Raw genomic sequence first — 20293 nt, 5'->3', positions numbered from 1 at the left:
TTTGTTCGTTTGCGTGGATTGTTTCTTGCTCATGGATCACCTCTGGAGTAAGTTTACTCAGTTTCTAAGGTGTCCGATATTCGCGGTAGGGATCATTCTACATTGACTGTAATTACAAATCCCTCCAAGTACAGCAAGCGCATTTTGACTCAATACTGAACATTTTTGAAAATCAAGGTAATAAAGATCATGCGGAGCACTCACGAAATCGGCAGCTATTCTAATTAAGAAGCGGTCACCGGCAAGATCATCACGAATAGCGGGCAATACGATGCTTTTTGCTTCCAAAAAAACTCCTTGAATTGAATTAATATAGATCTCGAAAACCCTCCAAAACATACTTGGAGCGGGTAAATCAAAGCCATATTGACTGTAAAAATTAACAAGATAGATTCTTACAGTGATTGTAGCTTGAGGGATTGACTAGAACCAAGCTGGCTGGACATCTAGAACTATTGAGGAAAAAGAAACCAATACAATATCGAAATACAAATCTGGACTTAATATGGACTTAAATCACAGATACAAAAAAGCCCGCTCGAAAGCAGGCCTTTTAAGTCGTTGATTTACAACGTATTTTTGGTGGAGCTTAGCGGGATCGAACCGCTGACCTCAACACTGCCAGTGTTGCGCTCTCCCAGCTGAGCTAAAGCCCCAGATTCATTGACATCCTGTCTCTGAGTGGCGCGCATTTTATGCAGCTGACTCCGGAGTGTCAAGCAAAAGTTTCCCGCTTGTACTCCGGGTTTTTATCGATAAATCAAGTGGTTAACTATTGGCCGCTGGCTCTTCGGCCACTACGCCCAACTTATCAAACACCTTTTCCAGATCCTTTTGTTTGTTTTTACCAAAGCCGCCCAAGGCATTGATGGCGTGGCGGATGCGGGCGCGGCTCATGTCGGGGCCGATGATTTGCATGGAGTCCACTACCGGGAAGGATGCGGTGGAACCGGCGATGGCAACAAACACGGGCGCTATGGCGTCTTTAATCTTCAAGCCCATTTGGTCGGCGAGCAGTTTGAGTTCCGCAAACAGATTGTCGCGCTCCCAGGTGCGCAGGGCTTCCAAGCGCCAGAGGGCGAACTGCAGATATTCTTTTTGCTTCTCCACATCCAGTTTATTACCGGCAAAACTCGCTTCGGTCACCGGCATCATGCCGCTGACGAGGAAGCCTGCTAGCGGTGCGAAATCGCTCAGGGTGGTCATGCGCGATTGGGCGTGTGGCAGCGCTTGCAGCAGCGTGTCTTTATTGAGCGCCCAACCGTACAGGCGATCGGCTAGCTGTTCGATGCTGAAGTTTTCGCGAATCCACAGGCTGCTGAGCCAGTTGAGTTTTTCTACATCGAAAATCGGACCGCCCAACGACACGCGCAGCAGATCAAAGTGTTCCTGCATTTCGGCGAGAGTGAATTTCTCGCGCTCATCCGGCATAGACCAGCCCATGCGGCCAAGATAGTTGAGCATAGCCTCGGGCAAGTAACCCATACGCTTGTAATACAGAATACTGGTGGGGTTTTTGCGTTTGCTGAGTTTGGATTTATCCGGGTTACGCAGCAGCGGCAAGTGGCAGAGTACGGGCGCTTGCCAGCCGAAGTATTCGTAAAGTTTCAAATGCTTGGGCGCAGAGTTGATCCACTCTTCACCGCGAATCACGTGGGTGATTTGCATCAGGTGATCGTCCACCACGTTAGCGAGGTGATAGGTGGGCATGCCGTCGCCTTTGAGCAGCACTTGCATATCCACCTGCGACCACTCGATTTCGATCTTGCCGCGCAGCATATCGTCGATTTCACACACACCCGTTTCCGGGATTTTCATGCGGATTACGTAGGGCTCGCCCGCATTTAATTTCGCTTGCACTTCTTCTTGCGACAGCAATAAACCGCGACCGTCGTACTTGGGTGTTTCACCGCGCGCTTGCTGTTCGCGGCGCATTTCATCCAACTCTTCTGCGGTGGCAAAACAATAGAACGCATGGCCTTTTTCAACCAGCTCCATGGCGTACTTGCCATAGATATCCATCCGCTCGCTTTGGCGATAAGGGCCGTGGGGGCCGCCTACGTCCGGGCCTTCGTCCCAATCCAAGCCCAACCAGCGCAGGCTGTCCAGAATCGCCTGTTCAGATTCGGGGGTACTGCGGGTTTGGTCCGTATCTTCAATGCGCAACAGGAATTTGCCGCCGTGCTGACGGGCAAAACACATATTGAACAGGGCGATGTAAGCGGTACCTACGTGGGGGTCGCCAGTGGGCGATGGGGCAATACGGGTGCGAACTTCAGACATGAAACGGCCTTTTGTGCGAATCGATAAATTGAAGATAGGAAAAGGCGCGCATTATACGCTTGAAACAGCCAGTGGGAGAAACGGGGATTTAGCGATTAGCTCGCTTGCGCACCCAGCAAGGGCAAATGCTTGAGGCGGTGATACTGCAAGGATAAGGCGATACAGTGTTTTAGTTGTTTAACAGGAACTAGTTCAAGGCGTGCAAAAATGATCGCCCTATTCCCTTCATAACAAAACAGATTGCCGTAAAGCGCCTCAAAGGTTTCGACCAGTGTGGTTTTGCAATTGAAATAAAGCGCATAGTGCTCAGGATCGCGCGGTTTCCAATCCATACGAATGGTACTGCCCTGTTTGACAATATAACTGGGCTCGCCCCACTTCAGCGTTTCCTCTACTTCGCCAACATCCAAATCAGCAGCAGCTTCAAAAATTAATGCGCGCAAGAATAATAACTTTTTGCGCATCTCAGACGGGTAATTGTTAAAGACGTCGGCAACGGCGGGACTGTGGATCGCTTGCATCGCTTAACTCCCCAATTTAACTTGACCAATTTAGCCTACCCCTGTTGGACGCCAAAATTAGTCAGGATGCTGATTACAGCACTAACACTATTTTTTTTATCCCGCGAATCCTTTTTGCTATTTGCCAGCACTAGTCAATGCGACAACCGCACTTATCCACTATCGATTGAGAACATTAGAGATGAGCAAATTGCAGACTGGCGACCAACTTCAACCCCAACAATGGCGCGACGCACACCGCAAGCCGGTGAATGTCCCCCACGCAAACCGTTGGACTCATATTCAGTTCCGCCGCTATTCTGGCTGTGCGGTGTGTAATTTGCACCTGCACAGTTTTATTACACGGCAGCAAGAACTGGAGTCTGCAGGCATTCAGGAAATAGTAGTATTTAACTCTACGCGGGAGCGAATCCTGGCTGACCTACCGACCAGCCCCTTTTATTTAATTGCCGATCCGCACAACGACTTATATCAACAGTTCGGAGTAGCTAAGTCGCTACTGGCGGTGTTTAATCCTGCTGTCTGGCTTTTCGCTCTGCGCGGGGCATTACAATTTGGCGTGCAATTACCACGCGATAACGAAACATCGTTCGGGTTGCCCGCCGATTTTCTCGTGGACGCTCAGGGTAAACTGGCCGCTGTGCATTACGGCACCCATGCCAATGATCAATGGAGCCTTGATGATGTTTTATTTAGGGTTAGGGAATTGAACAGATGACTCATCGACAACAATTGCACCAACTGACACAAGCGGCACAATTGGGTGACCCTATTGCACTCGAAAGTTTATTGAACTTTTGGTATCCGGATTTACGTCGCTATGCGCAGCGGCACTGCCACGCCGATTACGCCGAGGATGCAGTGCAGGAAACCCTGTTGGTCATGACACGTAATTTGCACAGCCTGCGCCAACTAACCTCGCTATCGGCCTGGTTGATTACCATTTTAAAACGTTATTGCTATTCCCTGTTTCGCACCATCAATATTCCTGTGCATGTCGATGATGAACAATGGGCGGCATTTATTGATACTAAACCGCCTGCCGAGTTGCGGCTGGATTTGGTCGCTGCATTGGAATCACTGCCAGAACACTATTTACACATTATTTTACTGCGCGATTTTGAGGAATTAACCATCGCTGAAATTGCGCAACGTTTAAATGAAAATATTCCCGCCGTAAAAAGCCGCTTGCATCGCGCAAGAACTTTGGTGCGGGAATATTTACTCGAAAAATAAATTAAATCGATTAATGCCCTGCCGCAGGTGCTAAGGACTCATCCCAAAACGCCGCTTCAATTTTGTGACCATCCAAATCGCGAACGAAACATCCGTAATAGGCATCGCTGTATTCCGGGCGCGGGCCGGGTGGGCCGTCGCAAGTTGCACCAGCAGCGATGGCGGCATCGTAAAACGCATGTACTTGTTCTTTGTTGTTGGCGATAAACGCAAAGTGAGTACCATTACCTTGGGCTGCAGGTTTTCCATCAATTGGCGTTTGCACCCAAAATTCAGGATACATGCGACCAAAGGCAGTCGCGCCGGGGAAATCCATTAGAATTTGAATATCAAGTGCGGCGAGTACTTGCTGATAAAAAACACGCGCTCTTTCAAAATCATTTGTACCAATCGATACGTGCGAAATAATGCTGGGGTTTTGGGTGCTCATAAACATCTCCTTTTGGTTGATGAAAAATACAGTTCTATTAGCCTAGTCTGATTGCTGACCAAATGCTGTCAGGAGAAATTTGCACAAAAAAAATACAATAAAAAGCCCCGGCAAAAGCCGGGGCAAAGACTACTACTTATTACCGAGGGGAAATTAAAGCGATTCGAGGAAGCGCAACACATCTTGTTTGGATGATGCAGGCAATGCTTGATAAGCATTTTTAGACGCTTGACCTTCACCGCCGTGCCACAGGATTGCTTCTTCAATTGAACGCGCGCGGCCATCGTGCAAATAGCTGTGCACAGGAGTACACACTTGTGCACCTTGGCCAGCATTAGTCACACCACCGGTTACGCAAGCTGACAGACCAAGCCCCCACAAAGGTGCAGTGCGCCATTCAGCACCACTGGCTTGGCCTTCACCTAAATTGTCCGCCATGTCAGGACCCATATCGTGTAACAACAAATCGGTATAGGGTTTGATGGTTTGGCTACGCAATTCACCGAGCGGATGGAATTGGCTTGTCACATGACTCGGGGTATGACAATCAACACAACCAATCGCTGCAAATTGGGTTTCGCCGCGCTGTACCGCTGCATCATTTAGATTGCGTTGTGGGCGCACTCCGAGAGTTGAAATATATTTCACCAAATTATTCAGATGTGTATCCGACAACTCGGAACCACTGTTGCCACAATCGTTTTGGCTGGAACCGCAATCTGGATTAGGCAGCAAACTGGTCATCACCCCCATGTCGGAATTAAATGCCGCAGCGACTTGATGCTTCACGCTGGTAGTACCGGCCTTGTAACCAAAACGACCCAAGCGGGTTTGACCGGTAGCAGGATCAGTGATGCGGTTAGCGCGGCCGGAAATGCCGTCGCCATTCGAATCATTAATATCTTCTTTCGCCAAAATGGTCGCTTCAGGAATCGCTTCCAGCAAGCCCATACCAACTAATTGTGGTGCAACACGCGCAGAAAAACGCGCGGGTGTTACGCCACTGAATTGATAGTTGGGTTTACGCAGGCCATTCGATTCAGTCCAGAAAGCGATAGACACCTGCCCTTCACTCGCTGCACCGCCGGTAGATTTTGGTTGCAATGCACGGCCAAGATTTGGGTGTGGATTGCCGTTAATGTCCGCCACTTTAAATACCCATTTTTCGAGTGGCTGACCGACAGGTGCGGGTGCCGCGCGACCATTGCGCACATGGCATCCGGCGCAGCGATCATTTACATAATGTGGCCCTGCTTTGCCCACCGTATCGGCGAAGGTGCCATTATCAGCTACGTGTTCATCATGGGAGCCGTCAATAAATGACGCATGATGTACGCGGCGACCCAATACAAATGGCTGACCGTTTTGTGATGCCAAGTTGGTCGCCATTTGGATGAAATGATTATCCGGCTCATTTGAATGGTTATACGGCAGCGTTGTTTTTCCGCCGAGCCAGGCTTTCTCTGGAATTTTTACCGAGTCTTTTCTGCCACCGAGGGTGCCAAATGAACCAGTGATATCCCACGGTACTAAACCTTCGCCGACGATGTACAAGTATGTTGTGCCGTAATAAGCCGAGCGGCCATGGGGGACACTGTGATCGAGGAATTGACTCAATTCAAATTCGAGTTTATCGCCAATTCGAATGTTGCGACCTTCGCGCGCGTTGTAGCTACGCTCTTTGTAGTAGTGCAAATCATCGATCACGTTCATGGTGCCGTTATCGTGGTATTCCGCCACTGTGCCTACACCGCGATAGAACCAGCGATTTTCTGCTTCGGTATCGTTCAACTTAAACTGTGAAACCACATTCATCCGTACGGTGTTACCACCCTTGGCGACGTAGTCAACAATTTCAATTGTTGCAGTGCGATGCTCCCAATAAAAACTGAGGAAGTGATCGTAGGCTTGGAACTGATCTTCTTTTGCATGGCGGTCGCGACCACGGTCGGCAATGCGCGTAACTAATGCATCGCCGCGATCAAATTGAATCGCACCTTCAAGTGGGGTCGATGAATTATATAAAGGCACAATATTGCCGAGGCTTGCAGCGGATGAACTCGAGGGTGCAACGGATGCAGGCGTTGAGCTGCGCGATGAGCTGGACAGCGGTGTACTGGATGGCGCTACCGAGCTGCGCGATGAACTTGACAGCGCAACGCTGGAGACAGGCGCGTTAACGGAATAATTCTGCCAAGGCGTATCCTGCCCCGCACCGTTTTTAATAATGGTGAAGTTGATACTCACCACACTGCTCGAATTTAAATTGGGAATGTCATAGGTCCACACGCCACCGGCGACATTCATGCGCACATTTTGTTGCGCGCCGTTATTGATGCGGTAATGAATATCAACGATATCGGCTTGCGTAACAGTCGCGCGCAAGGTAGTGCTATTGAGCGTGGTCACACAGCCGAGATTACAATTACCCGCCGCCACACTCGATGCCGCAACCGATGACGCTGCAGGCACTGCACCGAACACATCCATTTCAAAAATCGAATAACCCCAGTTATTGCCTGCACTGCGTGTTAACGCATTCATGCGCACATAGCGATAAGTACCAGCCAAAGGCACGGTGTCGGTGCGATTGCCAAAGGTGCCGCCAGTGCGCAGGTTTAATTGCGTCCAGCTGGAATTATTGTTGGAGCCCAGAATTTCGTAGCTCGCCGCATTGGCGGCCTCCCACAAAATCACCACTTGATTGAGCGCGTAAGGCTGCCCTAAATCGAGCGTGAGTGAACTGGGTGAAACACCGTGATTGGATTCCCAGCGAGTATTACCAATGTTATCTATAGCAAAACTTGCCGGTTGTAGATTAGTGCTGCCAGTGGCAGAGACGGGATTGATATTGATAATTTGCGCATTAGCGGCGTGAACATAAAAAGCGCTACTGACCAGCGTCAGCAATGCACAAACAACGCGGCGCCCGAGTACACGGCGCCCAATTTGGGGGATTCGCATGTGATTTTGCCTCTTGTTGAATATTATTGTTTTTTTGAAACAGTGAGTTGTGGAAGGTTGAGTTGCCCGACTAACGACTGGGATTTTAGGCAGATGGAAATTCTGTGTCGTCCCACTATGGAACTGGCGTGAAGTGAGCATCACAAATGCGAACTGATGAAACTATTCGTGAATATAAGAAACAGGATTGGCAAATACAGTGCGACTTTCTTCACAATTGATTACAGAATTAAATCGTATCTTTGGGCGTGCCACTAAGCAAAACCTGCAGGTGGGACGCCCCCACAACCTCCACTACAAAAATCAAACATATAAACGCCTAAAAAAACGCCAGCGCATTTACGCTGGCGTTTTGTGCTGCCCGAATACGCAAGAGCGACCTGCCCGCTTTATGCCATCGCCAAATCTGTTTGCTCCTGACTGGATGAAAACCGAATCCGTTGCGCTGCACGAATCAAGTTGCGGCTATTGGTGCCCGACTTGGGATATTCACTAAAACCAAAACTCCATTTACACGGCGTAAGTTTGCCGCTAATCGCCACCGAGTTTTCAAATGCCCGAGTCATCTTCTGTACCAGCGCATTGAGTGCTGTGGGATCGCGGAAAGGAATTATCACCATAAAACTATTGCCCCCATAACGCGCAATCAATTCGGCGCTCGGTAAACTCCCCTCCAACTCGGCGACAAAATATTTAATCAAGGCCTGAGTAAATGCTTCGCCATGGCGCTGGGTCAGATCGCGGTAGTCACTCAACTCAAAATAGGCGAGAGTAAATGCGGCGGGAACACTATTACCTTCACTCACCGTGAGCTTTTCCAATACTCGCGCCTCCAAGAAACTGCGGTTGGCCAATCCGGTGAGCGAATCGTAAAACGCCGCCTGACGCGCAGCGGCGTTTCTATTTTTTTCTTCCTGACGCGCCCGTTCCATCGCTCGAAAATCGGTATAGGCAGAATAGAGGGCGAGCAGTAATAGAATGCTGGCGGCAATTGCTGTAGGGATTCCCATCCAATCGCCACGCAGTAAATTATCAGGATGACTCTGCGCCCCCATCGGATAACTGGCCGCCGCCATTCCGGTGTAGTGCATACCGCAGATGGCCACCCCCATGACCAATGAGGCCAGCACCTTAAAGGCCAAGGTAAACTGCGGCGGAACATCGCGCACTTTGCGGCAAATCACCAGCGCCGCGCCTGACGCTACAACTGCGATCACCCCCGAGAGAATCACCAGCAGCGTGTCGTACTCAATGCCAGGGTGCATTTGCATCGCGTACATTCCACCGTAATGCATCGCAAAAATACCTGCGCCCATGATGAACGCACTGGCGGCGATAGTTTTTACGGAGACTTTTGGCAGAGTGATTACATAAAGCGCCAGCGCTGATGCAAACACGGCGGGCACCCAGGAGAGCAAGGTGAGTGGGGCATTGAAGCTCATGTGCATATGCATCGGCATGGTGTAGGCACTCATGCCCACGAAATGCATGGACCAGATTCCACTACCAAGGCTGAGCGCACCTGCCGCCAGCCAGAAACGGCGTGACGCTCCGTGTAAATTAAAAACTCGCGTACCGAAGTAAATTGCCGTGTAAGAGGCGATTACTGCCACGCAATAGGATGCAAATACCAGTAACCAGTTGTAGGAACCTTCCATTAGAGCCACCTTGTTAATAATCGAAGGTAGCTTTACGCGCCAAGCCATTTCCCGGATCACCACTCTCATGCGGCTTTACAACTCCTTACCCACACCTATTGCGTCAGTAGGTGCAAAGTCATTGCCCGATTAAATTCCTCATATATCCCCGAAATATTAGCATCTATTAAATTAGATATTGCTAAATTATTAAATACTAATATACTTATGAAAACCCAGCAGGAAATCGCCATGACAACATCAATGAACGATATGCAAATACATGCTCAAGCAGCCGCCAGCCTGTTAAAGGCGCTGGCCAATGAAAATCGGCTGATGATCTTGTGCACCCTGATCACTGGCGAGATGTCGGTGGGGGAATTAAATGAGCAGGTGCCACTGAGTCAGTCCGCCCTTTCGCAACATTTAGCCAGTTTGCGTGAAGCAGGATTGGTGAACACACGCAAAGAGGCGCAGACCGTTTACTACTCATTACAGGGCGATGAAGCACAAAAAATTATCGCTGTACTGCAGTCCATCTATTGTCCGACCGAACCACACAACTGAATAGCCGAGGTTATCCATGAGCCACAAACAAATACATCCGCAGGAATTAATCACCAATAAAACAGCCGATATGTGCATTTTGGATGTGCGTACCGCCGCTGAAATAAAAGCCGCCCACCTGCCCGGCTGTCTGCACATTCCGCTACACGAATTAACCGCTGAGCGCCTGCAAGATGAAATTGCCAAGAGCGGCAAAAACGGCAGCTGCGTGTATTTACTCTGCCAAGGCGGCAAGCGCGCACAAATGGCTGCCGATCAGCTGCATGGAAAAATCGATGCCGAGCTGGTGGTGATTGAAGGCGGTATCAATGGGGTTAAAGCCGCGAATATCCCACTGAATGAAGGTAATGGAGTGATGTCGCTAGAGCGACAAGTGCGCATCGCAGCGGGCTTTTTAGCCTTGATTGGCGTAGTGCTTGGCTTTCAGGTCGATACAAATTTCTTTTTATTGTCAGGCTTTGTGGGCGCTGGCCTGATGTTCGCCGGCATTACCGACACCTGCATGATGGGCATGTTGATCGCGCGCATGCCATGGAATCGCTAAATCCTGAGGGCGCTATATGTTGTTGCTCATTGGCATGATTATCGGCTTGGTGCTGGGGTTAACCGGCGCTGGCGGTTCAGTGTTTGCGGTGCCCTTATTAATGTTGATGGCAGGAATGCCGATGACCGATGCAGTCGGAATTTCGCTAGGTGCAGTGGCCGCCAGCACGCTTTACGGCAGCCTGCGCAATCTGCTGCAGAAAAATGCCGCACCGGTGCTCTGGAAGCCGGGAATTATTCTGGCAAGCGCTGGAGCAGTGAGCGCTCCCATCGGAAAATGGCTGGGGTTACAACTTAATGAGCTTTGGCTGCTAACCGGGTTCACACTGCTCGCTGGCGTAATCGCGCTGCGCATGTGGATCAGTGCGAACAAAAATCCTGCGGCGGCAAGTGTGGTTCGCGCCGGTAACTTTGCCGATACCCCATCGCCCGGGCTGATCTGTCGCATGAGTCAAACGGGTCAATTTGAACTGCGCCCGCGCTGCGTCAGCGGCTTATTGATTGGCGGATTGTTTGTGGGTCTGTTGTCAGGGCTATTTGGTGTAGGCGGCGGCTTTTTGATTGTCCCGCTGCTACTGGCATTAAGTGCCGTCAGCATGAGCCAAGCGGTCAGCACCTCACTCATGATGATTGCGCTGATAAGTAGCTCCGGATTTATCAGCCATTTGTTACTCGGTACCAGCCATGAGCTAACCGCCAGCAGTCACTGGGTAACCCTTGGTTTAGTTGCGATCGGTGGCGTTGCAGGCATGGTTATCGGCCAAGCGGTGAGTCACAAAATTGCCAACGCACTGCTGCAAAAAATCTTTGCTGCCAGCTTGATTATCGTTTGTATCATCACTTTAGTGAGGAGCTTTTTATGATTTTCCGTCAACTGTTTGAACGTGAATCGTCTACTTATACCTACCTGATTGGCTGCGAACACAGTCAGCAAGCGGTGCTGATTGATACAGTCAAAAGCGAAGTGCCCAAATACCTGCAACTGCTGCAAGAGCTGGGGCTGAAACTAGCCTATGCGCTGGATACCCACACTCACGCCGACCATATTACCGGCGCTGGCGCCCTGCGCGATGCCACTGGCTGTACCACGCTGCTGGGTGAAGAGGCAGGCTCTAGTTGTGTATCACAAGGGCTCCAAGATGGTGATGTGATTAGCATTGGCCAACTTCAACTCAAAGCAATCTATACCCCTGGCCACACCGATGACTCCTATTCCTACCTGCTGGATGATGCAGGCCAGACTTATCTATTCAGTGGCGATACATTGCTAATTCGCGGCACTGGCCGCACCGATTTCCAAAATGGCAATGCGCGCGACCAATATCACAGCCTGTTTAACAAACTACTCGCCCTGCCCGATCAGACCCTGGTCTACCCAGGTCACGACTATAAAGGCTGGACACTGAGCAGCATCGGCGAAGAAAAAGCCCATAATCCGCGTTTGCAAGCGAAAGACATCAACGCTTATGTAGAACTTATGAGCAATCTCAAATTGCCGAACCCGCAAATGATGGACATTGCAGTACCGGCGAATCGAGCGTGTGGGAAGGACTAATCCATTCGCTAGATGCCCACTGATTTGTTAGAATCGCCGCCACAAAAAAATCCCTGAGAGCCTGACTATGCTGATTGAAGCCCCTATTTCCCTTGGCGAACTGATCGATAAAATCACCATTCTAGAAATCAAAGCCGTCAACATTGGCGATGAGGCCAAACTCAAGAATGTGACTCACGAGCTGAACATACTCAATGCCAAGGTGACACAATTGCTCGACGCCGCAGGCCAAGCCAAACTGGCACCACTTAAACAAGCCTTGAAAGACATCAATCAGGAATTGTGGATTATTGAAGACGATATTCGCGACTGCGAATTGGCTAAAGATTTCAGCGATAAATTTATCCAACTCGCACGCGCGGTCTATTTCACTAACGACAAACGCGCCGCTGTGAAAAAAGATATCAATCTCGCCTTTGGCTCGGAATTGATCGAAGAAAAGTCATACAAGAATTATCAATAATTCCATTTGCCGCCAGACTTAACGAAGATTTCGCCCATGCGCATCCTGCTTGTCAAAATGTCCTCCATGGGCGATATATTCCACACCTTCCCTGCGATCAGCGATATCAAAAAAAAATTCCCTGACGCAGAAATTGATTGGGTAGTGGAAGACAGCTTTAAAGAAATTGTGGCCTGGCATCCGGGCGTGAACAAAGTAATCCCCATCCAATTGCGCCTCTGGGCAAAAGAGCGCAGCAAAAAAAATTGGCAAGAATTTAAACGCTGGCGTCAGGCGTTACGCACGCAAAATTATGACTATATTATCGATGCGCAAGGCTTGCTCAAAAGTGCCACAGTTGCCAGGTGCGCCAAAGGTCACGGCATTGATGGTTATGACAAACATTCCGCGCGCGAACCTATCACCCATTGGTTTTATAAACGCCGCCATAACATCGATAAAGATCAACACGCTGTTCAGCGCACGCGCCAATTAGTTGGCAAAGCACTTGGTTATACGCCATCGAAAAAATTAAATTTTGGCATCAATCAAAACTTTACCCATATTGAAGAAAATCCACGCAAACTAGTGTTTATTATTGGCACCAGCTGGGTCACCAAACTCTGGGCAACCAGCGAGTGGCAGGCGCTGGGGAAAATTGCGCTAGACGCGGGCTACAGCATCGAAATTATTTGGGGCAGCCAAGAAGAGCAAGCTATTGCCGACAATATTATTAGTGCATGCCCACAAGCCACTCGCCCGGAACAGCGTTTATCCATTACTCGCATTGCAGAAAAATTGGTAGAAGCGGTAGGTGTTATAGGCTTGGACACAGGTTTCTCTCACCTTGCTGGCGCGCTTGAAACGCCCACCATTGCCTTGTATGGCGCAACATCGCCAGTCAAGGTGGGCTTAATTGGTGAGCACACACGAAATTTGCAACTACAAGAACCGCTAGATTGTATGCCCTGCCACAAACGCCACTGCAAATGGCTACCAGAAAACAGCCACGAAACACCGCAGTGTATGAGCGGTATTAAAGCCGAAGTGGTTTGGCAAGCTTTACAAGAAAAATTGTCCGCACACGCATTAAACGATTCAAACCAACACTGATCGATTCAAACACAAGCTGAATTAGGATTTTTTATGACACCGCAAAAGATGGGCGTAGTCATCACCACTTACAATCAACCCAAGTGGCTTAAAAATGTATTGTTTGGTTATGAGGCGCAGCGCCATAACAATTTCACCGTCATTATTGCCGACGACGGCTCAGGCCAACCCACACGCGAGGTGATTGAATTTTTTCAGGCGCGCGGAAAATTAACTATCCAACACATTTGGCATGAAGACAAAGGTTTTCAAAAATGCCAGATTCTCAATAAGGCCATCGCACAAACTGATTGCGATTATTTAATTTTCACTGATGGCGACTGCATACCCGAACCGGATTTTATTAGCATTCACCAATCTCTGGCTGAGCCGGGTTATTTTTTATCGGGCGGCTACGTGAAATTAACTACCTCCGTATCTGACGCCATTACCGAAGCAGACATCGCCAGCGGTGTGATTTTTAATATCGACTGGCTCAAAAAAGCCGGCCAGCCAACCAACCATAAACTGTGGAAACTCATTAAAAATAAAACCATTAAAGCCCTGTTGAATGCCATCACACCCACCAAAGCAACTTGGAACGGTATGAACAGTTCCACATGGACATCTGACATCAAAGCCTGCAATGGTTTTAACGAAGATATGCAATACGGAGGGCTGGATCGCGAATTGGGCGAGCGCCTATACAATCACGGACTAAAAGGAAAACAAGTGCGCTACAGCGTTAACTGTTTGCACCTAGATCACCCACGAGCTTACGATAATCCAGAAACTTGGAAAAAGAATTACGCCATTCGCAATGACGTAAAACGCACAGGGAGATTTTGGGCGGAGAATGGGATTATTAAATCAACCCCACAAAGTCACTAATATTAGTGCAGTGCCTTGAGCGCTTTGGCGAGCCGAAAGAAATCACCAAAGCGCATATAGTGTTTCACAAGGCCTCTGCGCCCCATAGCGATACTGGAAAATAAACGCGATCGGTATTTCGATTTTTCCTCCGCACTAAAAACACCAATCCGCTGAGCTTCTTTGACTGCATACAAGTAAATTTTTACACAGTACCGGATATAAATATATCGAGTAGCCATGCGCATCTTCGGCAACCTATCCGCCCAAACTGCAAGAACCCCATCAAGTCCAGAAATCATATCGTCAATTTTTTTAGTATTAAATGTCGCCAGAATACTTCCCTCGCGCTGGCGATACTTTATCCATACTTGAGGGCAGTAATAATAGGTATTAACCTTTAATGCCAAGCGCGGTGTATTGACCATATCCTCGAAATATTTTCCCTCTGGAAATTGAAGCCCATCTTGCCACAGGCTGCGCTTCGATATTTTAGACCACGCGTGTAGTTTGCCTTTTTTATACAGCCCCTGAAAAAGCTGCTCTGGATCACTGATCAAACAATTTTCAGCACCTGCGAAGGTGACCAGATGAAGTTCTTTTTTAAATTGCCCGAAATTATCCAGGAGTTCAGGTCGCCACATTTGGTAATCGCACATCACCAAATCAGGATTGTGCTGATTGACTATGTTACGCAACTGAGCAATTGCCCCCTCAACAAGTGCATCATCTGAATCGAGAAACCACACGTAGTTACCCGTCGCTTCCGCAACCAAGGAGTTGCGAGCCGCACTCAAACCTCTGTTTATGGGATGCCGCATTATTTTTATAGGATGAGAAGAGTCAGACGCTATTTTTGATAAATAGTCATACGAGCCATCGCTGGACTGATCATCCAGCGCAATAACTTCAACACCCGTATCACACTGCGAAAGAATTGACTGAAAACAGTCATCTAAATACCCTTTTACATTGTAGACAGGTACCAAAATACTTAACCAAGGCGAAGCAGTCACCATTTTTAATACTCCTTTAAAAATCCGTTTACAACCCATCAAAAAAACTTCAATTATTTTACCTATTTTTCCTTTTTCAAGAATTGCTCAATTGTACCAATTCGATTACACAACCATTTTATCACTAAACTTTGAGCTTTAATGGTTGCCTGTTCCAGATTTTGAACACAAACAAAAGTTACATTTGAGTCCCTATCAGCATGAAATAACTTCAGCTTTAATCGAATTAAAGATTGATCTCCTGGCTTCAACTGCAATGTCTTAAGCGTATCATCTACCACATAATTTTCATTAGTAATCTCTAAGTGTGCGGACAAAGCCTCGCCGATAAACTGTTCTGGTGAGCGCAACTTAAAACCTATATTGCGCCTCAAGACCTCATGACTTTTTGAAAAATATTTTTCAAAAGTACTTACATGCCACGCATGCGGATTGTGAGGAACTTGGAAATATCGCCCAGAAAAACCGAGTATTTTTGCACTCACTTCTTGTGCCGCTAAATAACCCACTCGCGCTTTATTAACTGGTAGTTCCTTAAAAAAGACACGATTAATACCTTTTAACAATCGCTTAATATAGTGATCTTCCGAAAACTTGCGCCATTGTCCACGCAATACAACCTTACCCGATCTAAAAAAATCATCTGGGCTAACAGGTCGAAGCAATGCAAAGTCATCATTCAAAAACAAAAATTGATCAGCCAAGCCAGGTATGCGCCATAACACACTCAATATCGTACTGCTATTAAATGTGGGCAAACAATCTTCATAATCTGCAAATATGACTGAGTGATCAACTACCTTTACCCGCGACTCGTAAGCACTTCCTTTTAATTTCTCAATAAGTTGCGGTGTCTGACCATCCGTAACAATAAATACAGTGCCAATCCAAGGTGCAAACTTCAACAATGAAACAATACAAAACTCAATTTCATTTGAATTATGAAATCTGGCCGGACTTGCGGCACGCGGACGCTCACCTCCGATGCTTGCCAGATAGTTATCAAGCTTCGCTTTATGTACCGGATCAGCCCCATCCACCCAAGTAATAACCGCATCAATGGGATTTTGTTCAAGTGTCAATTTTTACTCCGAAATTTAATACTAATGCAACCGAAAGAAAAATTTGTAACAAATTGCACCAACCGCTCAAAACCCAAAATGTTCACACAAAGCGAGCCACTGCAAGTAATTTCCGTCTTGACGCACATTGGTTTTTTTTAATGAATCTTTTTGCGATGCAATAATTGGTATGGGTTTTTTACCGGGGTTCGCTGAGCGACGAGTATTAGTTCCCGCCAGATACGACATAGCTTTAAACCACAAATCATCTGCCTTTGGTGTTAAACGCAAAAACAAGTCTCGATTTTGCACATCGGCATATAAACACTGCGGTGGATACAAAACACCACCATAGCCAATCGGCATCAACCATGGCTCGGTAATATCGGTACGCACCTCGGTTTTCCATTCATTATAAGGAGCTGGCTGACCGGGAGCCACAAACCGAATTAATCGACACTCATGCGCAATAATATCTTTGGGGTGTGTTAAATGGCTTTGATACAAGCGATGCAACCAGGTTGCGTCGTACATCAAGTCATCGTCACAAGTAACAATAGTTTTATCAGGGTAAAGTTCTAGCGAATGAATCAGTTTACGATGGGAACAGGTGAGATTCACATAGCGAATTTCAAACACATCACTTTCTAATTCATACAGGGATTGCGGAAGTTGGCCGCGCAAATTGTCATTCAGCCAGAGAATAATTTTTTCTGCTGGATATGACTGAGCCAAGAGACTGCGAATTGTCAGATGGATTATCACCAAGCGACTTGGTATCGAAGTCAAGGACACTATAACCGGTAAACGTGGCGCACTAACGTTGAGCAATTCATCCGCAGTTAACCGCGCTAACTTTCGCGCTGCCCACCAAGAAATGGGCAATTCTTTTAATTTCATCGCAGGTTAATTCCTCACAATCATTACCGCACCACCTTCCGCGCTAACAGAAGGAAATTTGCGCGCATAATAACATCATGACCCGCACAAATATCCAGCGAGCTAACCAAAGACAACCTGCACCTAATGGCTGCAAAACTAATCTACATCCAACCTAGGCTCAGCTAGCCTCAGACTGTATAATTGCCAGCCTAATTTTACGCCTATCGATCAGCCGCGCAGCGGCATCCGCAAGAGTCTGTTATTGCTATGGAAAAAACCTACGAACCCCATGCTATTGAACGCCAGTGGTACCAAACCTGGGAAGAAAAAGGCTATTTCAAGCCTGCCGGAGACGGTACACCCTATTCCATGATGATCCCACCACCCAATGTCACCGGCAGTTTGCACATGGGTCATGGCTTTAATAATGCGGTGATGGACACCGTGATTCGCTATCGCCGCATGAAAGGCGACGATACGCTGTGGCAAGTGGGCACAGACCACGCCGGTATCGCTACACAGATGGTGGTGGAGCGTCAACTCGCCGCGCAGGGCGTAAGCCGCCATGATCTCGGCCGCGAAAAATTCCTCGAAAAAGTCTGGGAATGGAAAGAGCAATCCGGCGGTACAATCACTCGCCAAATTCGTCGTTTAGGCTCGTCAGTAGACTGGAGCCGCGAGCGCTTCACTATGGATGATGGCCTTTCAACTGCGGTGCAAGAGGCGTTTGTGCGCTTGTTTGAAGACGGTTTGATTTATCGCGGCAAGCGTCTGGTGAATTGGGACCCCAAACTGCACACCGCCATTTCTGATTTGGAAGTAGAAAATCACGATGAAAAAGGTTTTTTGTGGAACCTGCGCTATCCATTAGCCGATGGCGCAACCACTGCCGATGGCAAAAACTATTTGGTCGTTGCCACTACTCGCCCTGAAACCATGTTGGGCGATAGCGCCGTTGCCGTTCACCCGGAAGATGAACGCTACAAATCACTCATCGGCAAATTTGTATTGCTGCCACTGGTAAACCGATTGATTCCAATCGTAGCCGACGATTATGTCGATCGCGAATTTGGTACCGGCTGTGTAAAAATCACCCCAGCTCACGACTTCAACGACTACGAAGTCGGTAAGCGTCACAACCTGCCACTGATTAACGTGCTCGACAAAAATGCTGCGTTTTTGTCGCAAGCACAGATTTTTAATTTGGATGGCAGCCTTAATACCCAACTCGATGGCACCCTGCCCGCGCAATACGCTGGTGTGGATCGCTACGAGGCGCGCAAACAAATCGTTGCTGCATTTGAAGCTGCTGGACTGCTGGAAAGCATCGATGACCACGGATTAAAAGTGCCGCGAGGTGATCGCTCAGGTGTGGTGATCGAACCTTGGTTAACTGACCAATGGTATGTGAGCACCAAACCTTTGGCTGAACCTGCAATTGCAGCCGTTGAAGATGGCCGCATCCAATTTGTGCCCAAACAATACGAAAATATGTATTTCTCTTGGATGCGCGACATTCAGGATTGGTGCATCAGCCGTCAGTTGTGGTGGGGGCACCGAATTCCAGCATGGTATGACGCGAGCGGCAAAGTTTATGTTGGTCGCAACGAAGCCGAAGTGCGCAGTAAATATAATCTCGGTGCTGAAGTTACATTGAATCAAGATGAAGATGTTTTGGATACCTGGTTCAGTTCAGGTCTTTGGACATTCTCAACACTCGGCTGGCCAGAACAAACCGAATTTTTGAAAAAATTCCATCCAACCGATTTGTTGGTAACCGGCTTCGACATTATTTTCTTTTGGGTTGCGCGCATGATCATGCTCACCATGCATTTGGTGAAGCATGAAGACGGCACACCGCAAATCCCGTTCAAAACTGTGTATGTGCACGGTTTGGTACGTGATGGCCAAGGCCAAAAGATGTCAAAATCAAAAGGCAATGTGCTCGACCCTCTCGATATTATCGACGGCATCGATTTGGAAACCTTGGTGCAAAAACGCACCACCGGGTTAATGAATCCAAAAGATGCCGCAAAAATTGAAAAGCAAACCCGCAAAGAATTTCCGGAAGGTATTCAAGCTTACGGTACCGATGCATTGCGTTTTACTTTTTGCTCCCTCGCATCCACTGGCCGCGATATTAAATTCGATATGGGTCGTGTAGAGGGCTATCGCAATTTTTGCAATAAAATCTGGAACGCCACTCGCTATGTATTAATGCAATGCGAAGAGCAAGATTGTGCGCAAGATGGCTCCACTGATTATGAATTATCAGTCGCCGACCGCTGGATTATCAGCAAATTGCAATTGGCCGAAAAAACGGTAGCTGAAGCACTGGACAGCTATCGTTTGGATTTAGCAACTCAAGCCATTTACGAATTCATCTGGAATGAATACTGCGATTGGTATTTGGAATTATCCAAACCGATTCTGTTTGATAAAGCTGAAGGCAGTGAAGCGCGCAAAAAAGGTACTCGTCGCACCTTGATTCGTGTCCTTGAAACTATTTTGCGTTTAAGTCATCCGCTAATGCCATTTATCACCGAAGAAATTTGGCAAAAAATCAAACCACTGGCAGGCGTAACGGGCGAGACTATTATGCACGCCCCCTACCCTGTTGCAGACGAAAGCAAAATCGATCAGCAAGCATTAAAAGATGTTGAATGGTTGCAAGCGGTCATCTTAGGCGTGCGTAATATTCGCGGTGAAATGAACATTTCCCCTGCGAAGGATCTGAATGTGCTGTTTAAAAATGGCAGCACCGATGACCAAGAACGCCTGCAAGCAAACCAGCAATTTCTGAAGAAGCTCGCATCGCTGGAAAGCGTTACCTGGCTTAATGCAGGCGACGCGGAACCTATGTCTGCTACTGCGCTGGTGGGCCAAATGGAGATTCTGGTACCTATGGCAGGCATTATCGATAAAGATGCTGAAATCGCCCGCCTGACCAAAGAAAGCAACAAATTGCAACAAGACATAGAGCGCACCGAAACCAAACTCGGCAACGAAGCGTTTGTGGCAAAAGCACCTGCAGAAGTTGTTGCTAATGAACGTAATCGTGTTGCCGAAAATAAAATTGCGGTAGAAAAATTACGCGAGCAGATTCAAAAGATTAGCGCGTTGTAATTGTTAATATTGCAATGAAAATTCAAGGGCCAGTGTTTATGCACTGGCTTTTTTTATTGTTTTGATTT

At 47.9% G+C, this 20293-nt stretch carries 19 protein-coding genes and 1 tRNA gene; 10 read left to right on the top strand and 10 right to left on the bottom strand.

The annotated features are described in order from the left end of the window. Positions 1–57 precede the first annotated feature (57 nt). From AWU77_RS06985 to AWU77_RS06970, 4 genes are all read right to left on the bottom strand, one after another. A complete protein-coding gene (locus AWU77_RS06985; protein WP_152625295.1) occupies positions 58–288 on the bottom strand; it encodes a hypothetical protein in 231 nt (76 codons plus the stop codon). 292 nt (positions 289–580) lie between these two features. Beyond that, positions 581–656, bottom strand: a tRNA-Ala gene (locus AWU77_RS06980). A 112-nt stretch (positions 657–768) separates the two neighbouring features. Beyond that, the gene (gltX, locus tag AWU77_RS06975; RefSeq protein WP_062060766.1) at positions 769–2283 is read right to left on the bottom strand and encodes a glutamate--tRNA ligase; all 1515 of its coding nucleotides are present in this window, start codon (positions 2281–2283) and stop codon (positions 769–771) included. Between the two features lie 95 nt (positions 2284–2378). Next, a complete protein-coding gene (locus tag AWU77_RS06970; protein ID WP_062060764.1) occupies positions 2379–2804 on the bottom strand; it encodes a DUF1801 domain-containing protein in 426 nt (141 codons plus the stop codon). A gap of 181 nt (positions 2805–2985) precedes the next feature. On the opposite strand from AWU77_RS06970, the gene AWU77_RS06965 reads away from it, so the two are divergent. Both AWU77_RS06965 and AWU77_RS06960 read left to right on the top strand, forming a co-directional pair. Next, on the top strand, positions 2986–3522 hold the full coding sequence (locus tag AWU77_RS06965; RefSeq protein WP_062060762.1) for a redoxin domain-containing protein: 537 nt from the start codon (positions 2986–2988) through the stop codon (positions 3520–3522). Then, positions 3519–4040, top strand: coding sequence for an RNA polymerase sigma factor (locus AWU77_RS06960; protein ID WP_062060760.1), 522 nt, complete (start codon positions 3519–3521; stop codon positions 4038–4040). Before AWU77_RS06965 ends, AWU77_RS06960 begins: the two co-directional genes overlap by 4 nt. Positions 4041–4050: 10 nt before the next feature. Here the strand turns inward: AWU77_RS06960 and AWU77_RS06955 are convergent, their stop codons facing one another. From AWU77_RS06955 to AWU77_RS06945, 3 genes are all read right to left on the bottom strand, one after another. Beyond that, the gene (locus AWU77_RS06955; RefSeq protein ID WP_062060758.1) at positions 4051–4470 is read right to left on the bottom strand and encodes a VOC family protein; all 420 of its coding nucleotides are present in this window, start codon (positions 4468–4470) and stop codon (positions 4051–4053) included. Positions 4471–4623: 153 nt separating this feature from the next. Beyond that, positions 4624–7434 (bottom strand): di-heme oxidoredictase family protein, encoded by a 2811-nt coding sequence (locus AWU77_RS06950; protein ID WP_062060754.1) that lies wholly within the window; start codon positions 7432–7434, stop codon positions 4624–4626. 389 nt (positions 7435–7823) lie between these two features. Beyond that, a complete protein-coding gene (locus tag AWU77_RS06945) occupies positions 7824–9092 on the bottom strand; it encodes an MHYT domain-containing protein (protein WP_062060751.1) in 1269 nt (422 codons plus the stop codon). 231 nt (positions 9093–9323) lie between these two features. Here AWU77_RS06945 and AWU77_RS06940 point away from each other — a divergent pair, with 231 nt between their 5' ends. The 7 genes from AWU77_RS06940 (at position 9324) to AWU77_RS06910 (ending at position 14161) form a co-directional block, all read left to right on the top strand. Further along, positions 9324–9638, top strand: coding sequence for a metalloregulator ArsR/SmtB family transcription factor (locus AWU77_RS06940; protein WP_062060748.1), 315 nt, complete (start codon positions 9324–9326; stop codon positions 9636–9638). Between the two features lie 16 nt (positions 9639–9654). Then, the gene (locus AWU77_RS06935; protein WP_062060746.1) at positions 9655–10182 is read left to right on the top strand and encodes a rhodanese-like domain-containing protein; all 528 of its coding nucleotides are present in this window, start codon (positions 9655–9657) and stop codon (positions 10180–10182) included. Positions 10183–10198: 16 nt separating this feature from the next. After that, complete coding sequence (locus tag AWU77_RS06930; RefSeq protein ID WP_062060743.1) at positions 10199–11044, top strand: sulfite exporter TauE/SafE family protein; 846 nt, start codon at positions 10199–10201, stop codon at positions 11042–11044. Beyond that, positions 11041–11736: an MBL fold metallo-hydrolase gene (locus AWU77_RS06925; RefSeq protein ID WP_062060740.1), complete on the top strand. Its 696-nt coding sequence runs from the start codon at positions 11041–11043 to the stop codon at positions 11734–11736. Before AWU77_RS06930 ends, AWU77_RS06925 begins: the two co-directional genes overlap by 4 nt. Before the next feature lie 67 nt (positions 11737–11803). Further along, positions 11804–12199, top strand: a complete 396-nt coding sequence (locus tag AWU77_RS06920) for a DUF6165 family protein (protein ID WP_062060737.1) — start codon at positions 11804–11806, stop codon at positions 12197–12199. 36 nt (positions 12200–12235) lie between these two features. Further along, entirely contained in the window at positions 12236–13291 is a 1056-nt protein-coding gene (waaC, locus tag AWU77_RS06915; protein WP_084618160.1) for a lipopolysaccharide heptosyltransferase I, read from the top strand. A gap of 33 nt (positions 13292–13324) precedes the next feature. Further along, on the top strand, positions 13325–14161 hold the full coding sequence (locus AWU77_RS06910; RefSeq protein ID WP_062060733.1) for a glycosyltransferase family 2 protein: 837 nt from the start codon (positions 13325–13327) through the stop codon (positions 14159–14161). A gap of 2 nt (positions 14162–14163) precedes the next feature. Here AWU77_RS06910 and AWU77_RS06905 read toward each other — a convergent pair whose 3' ends face one another. The 3 genes from AWU77_RS06905 to AWU77_RS06895 form a co-directional block, all read right to left on the bottom strand. Next, entirely contained in the window at positions 14164–15159 is a 996-nt protein-coding gene (locus tag AWU77_RS06905; protein WP_062060729.1) for a glycosyltransferase family 2 protein, read from the bottom strand. Between the two features lie 59 nt (positions 15160–15218). Further along, entirely contained in the window at positions 15219–16238 is a 1020-nt protein-coding gene (locus AWU77_RS06900) for a Stealth CR1 domain-containing protein (RefSeq protein WP_062060726.1), read from the bottom strand. Positions 16239–16304: 66 nt separating this feature from the next. Then, complete coding sequence (locus tag AWU77_RS06895; protein WP_062060723.1) at positions 16305–17117, bottom strand: hypothetical protein; 813 nt, start codon at positions 17115–17117, stop codon at positions 16305–16307. A 249-nt stretch (positions 17118–17366) separates the two neighbouring features. Between AWU77_RS06895 and AWU77_RS06890 the strand changes: the two genes are divergently transcribed. Next, positions 17367–20225, top strand: coding sequence for a valine--tRNA ligase (locus AWU77_RS06890; RefSeq protein ID WP_062060721.1), 2859 nt, complete (start codon positions 17367–17369; stop codon positions 20223–20225). Positions 20226–20293 lie beyond the last annotated feature (68 nt).

This window comes from Cellvibrio sp. OA-2007 (assembly GCF_000953825.1).
Lineage (GTDB): Bacteria > Pseudomonadota > Gammaproteobacteria > Pseudomonadales > Cellvibrionaceae > Cellvibrio.
This window is presented reverse-complemented; position numbering and strand designations above follow the sequence as displayed.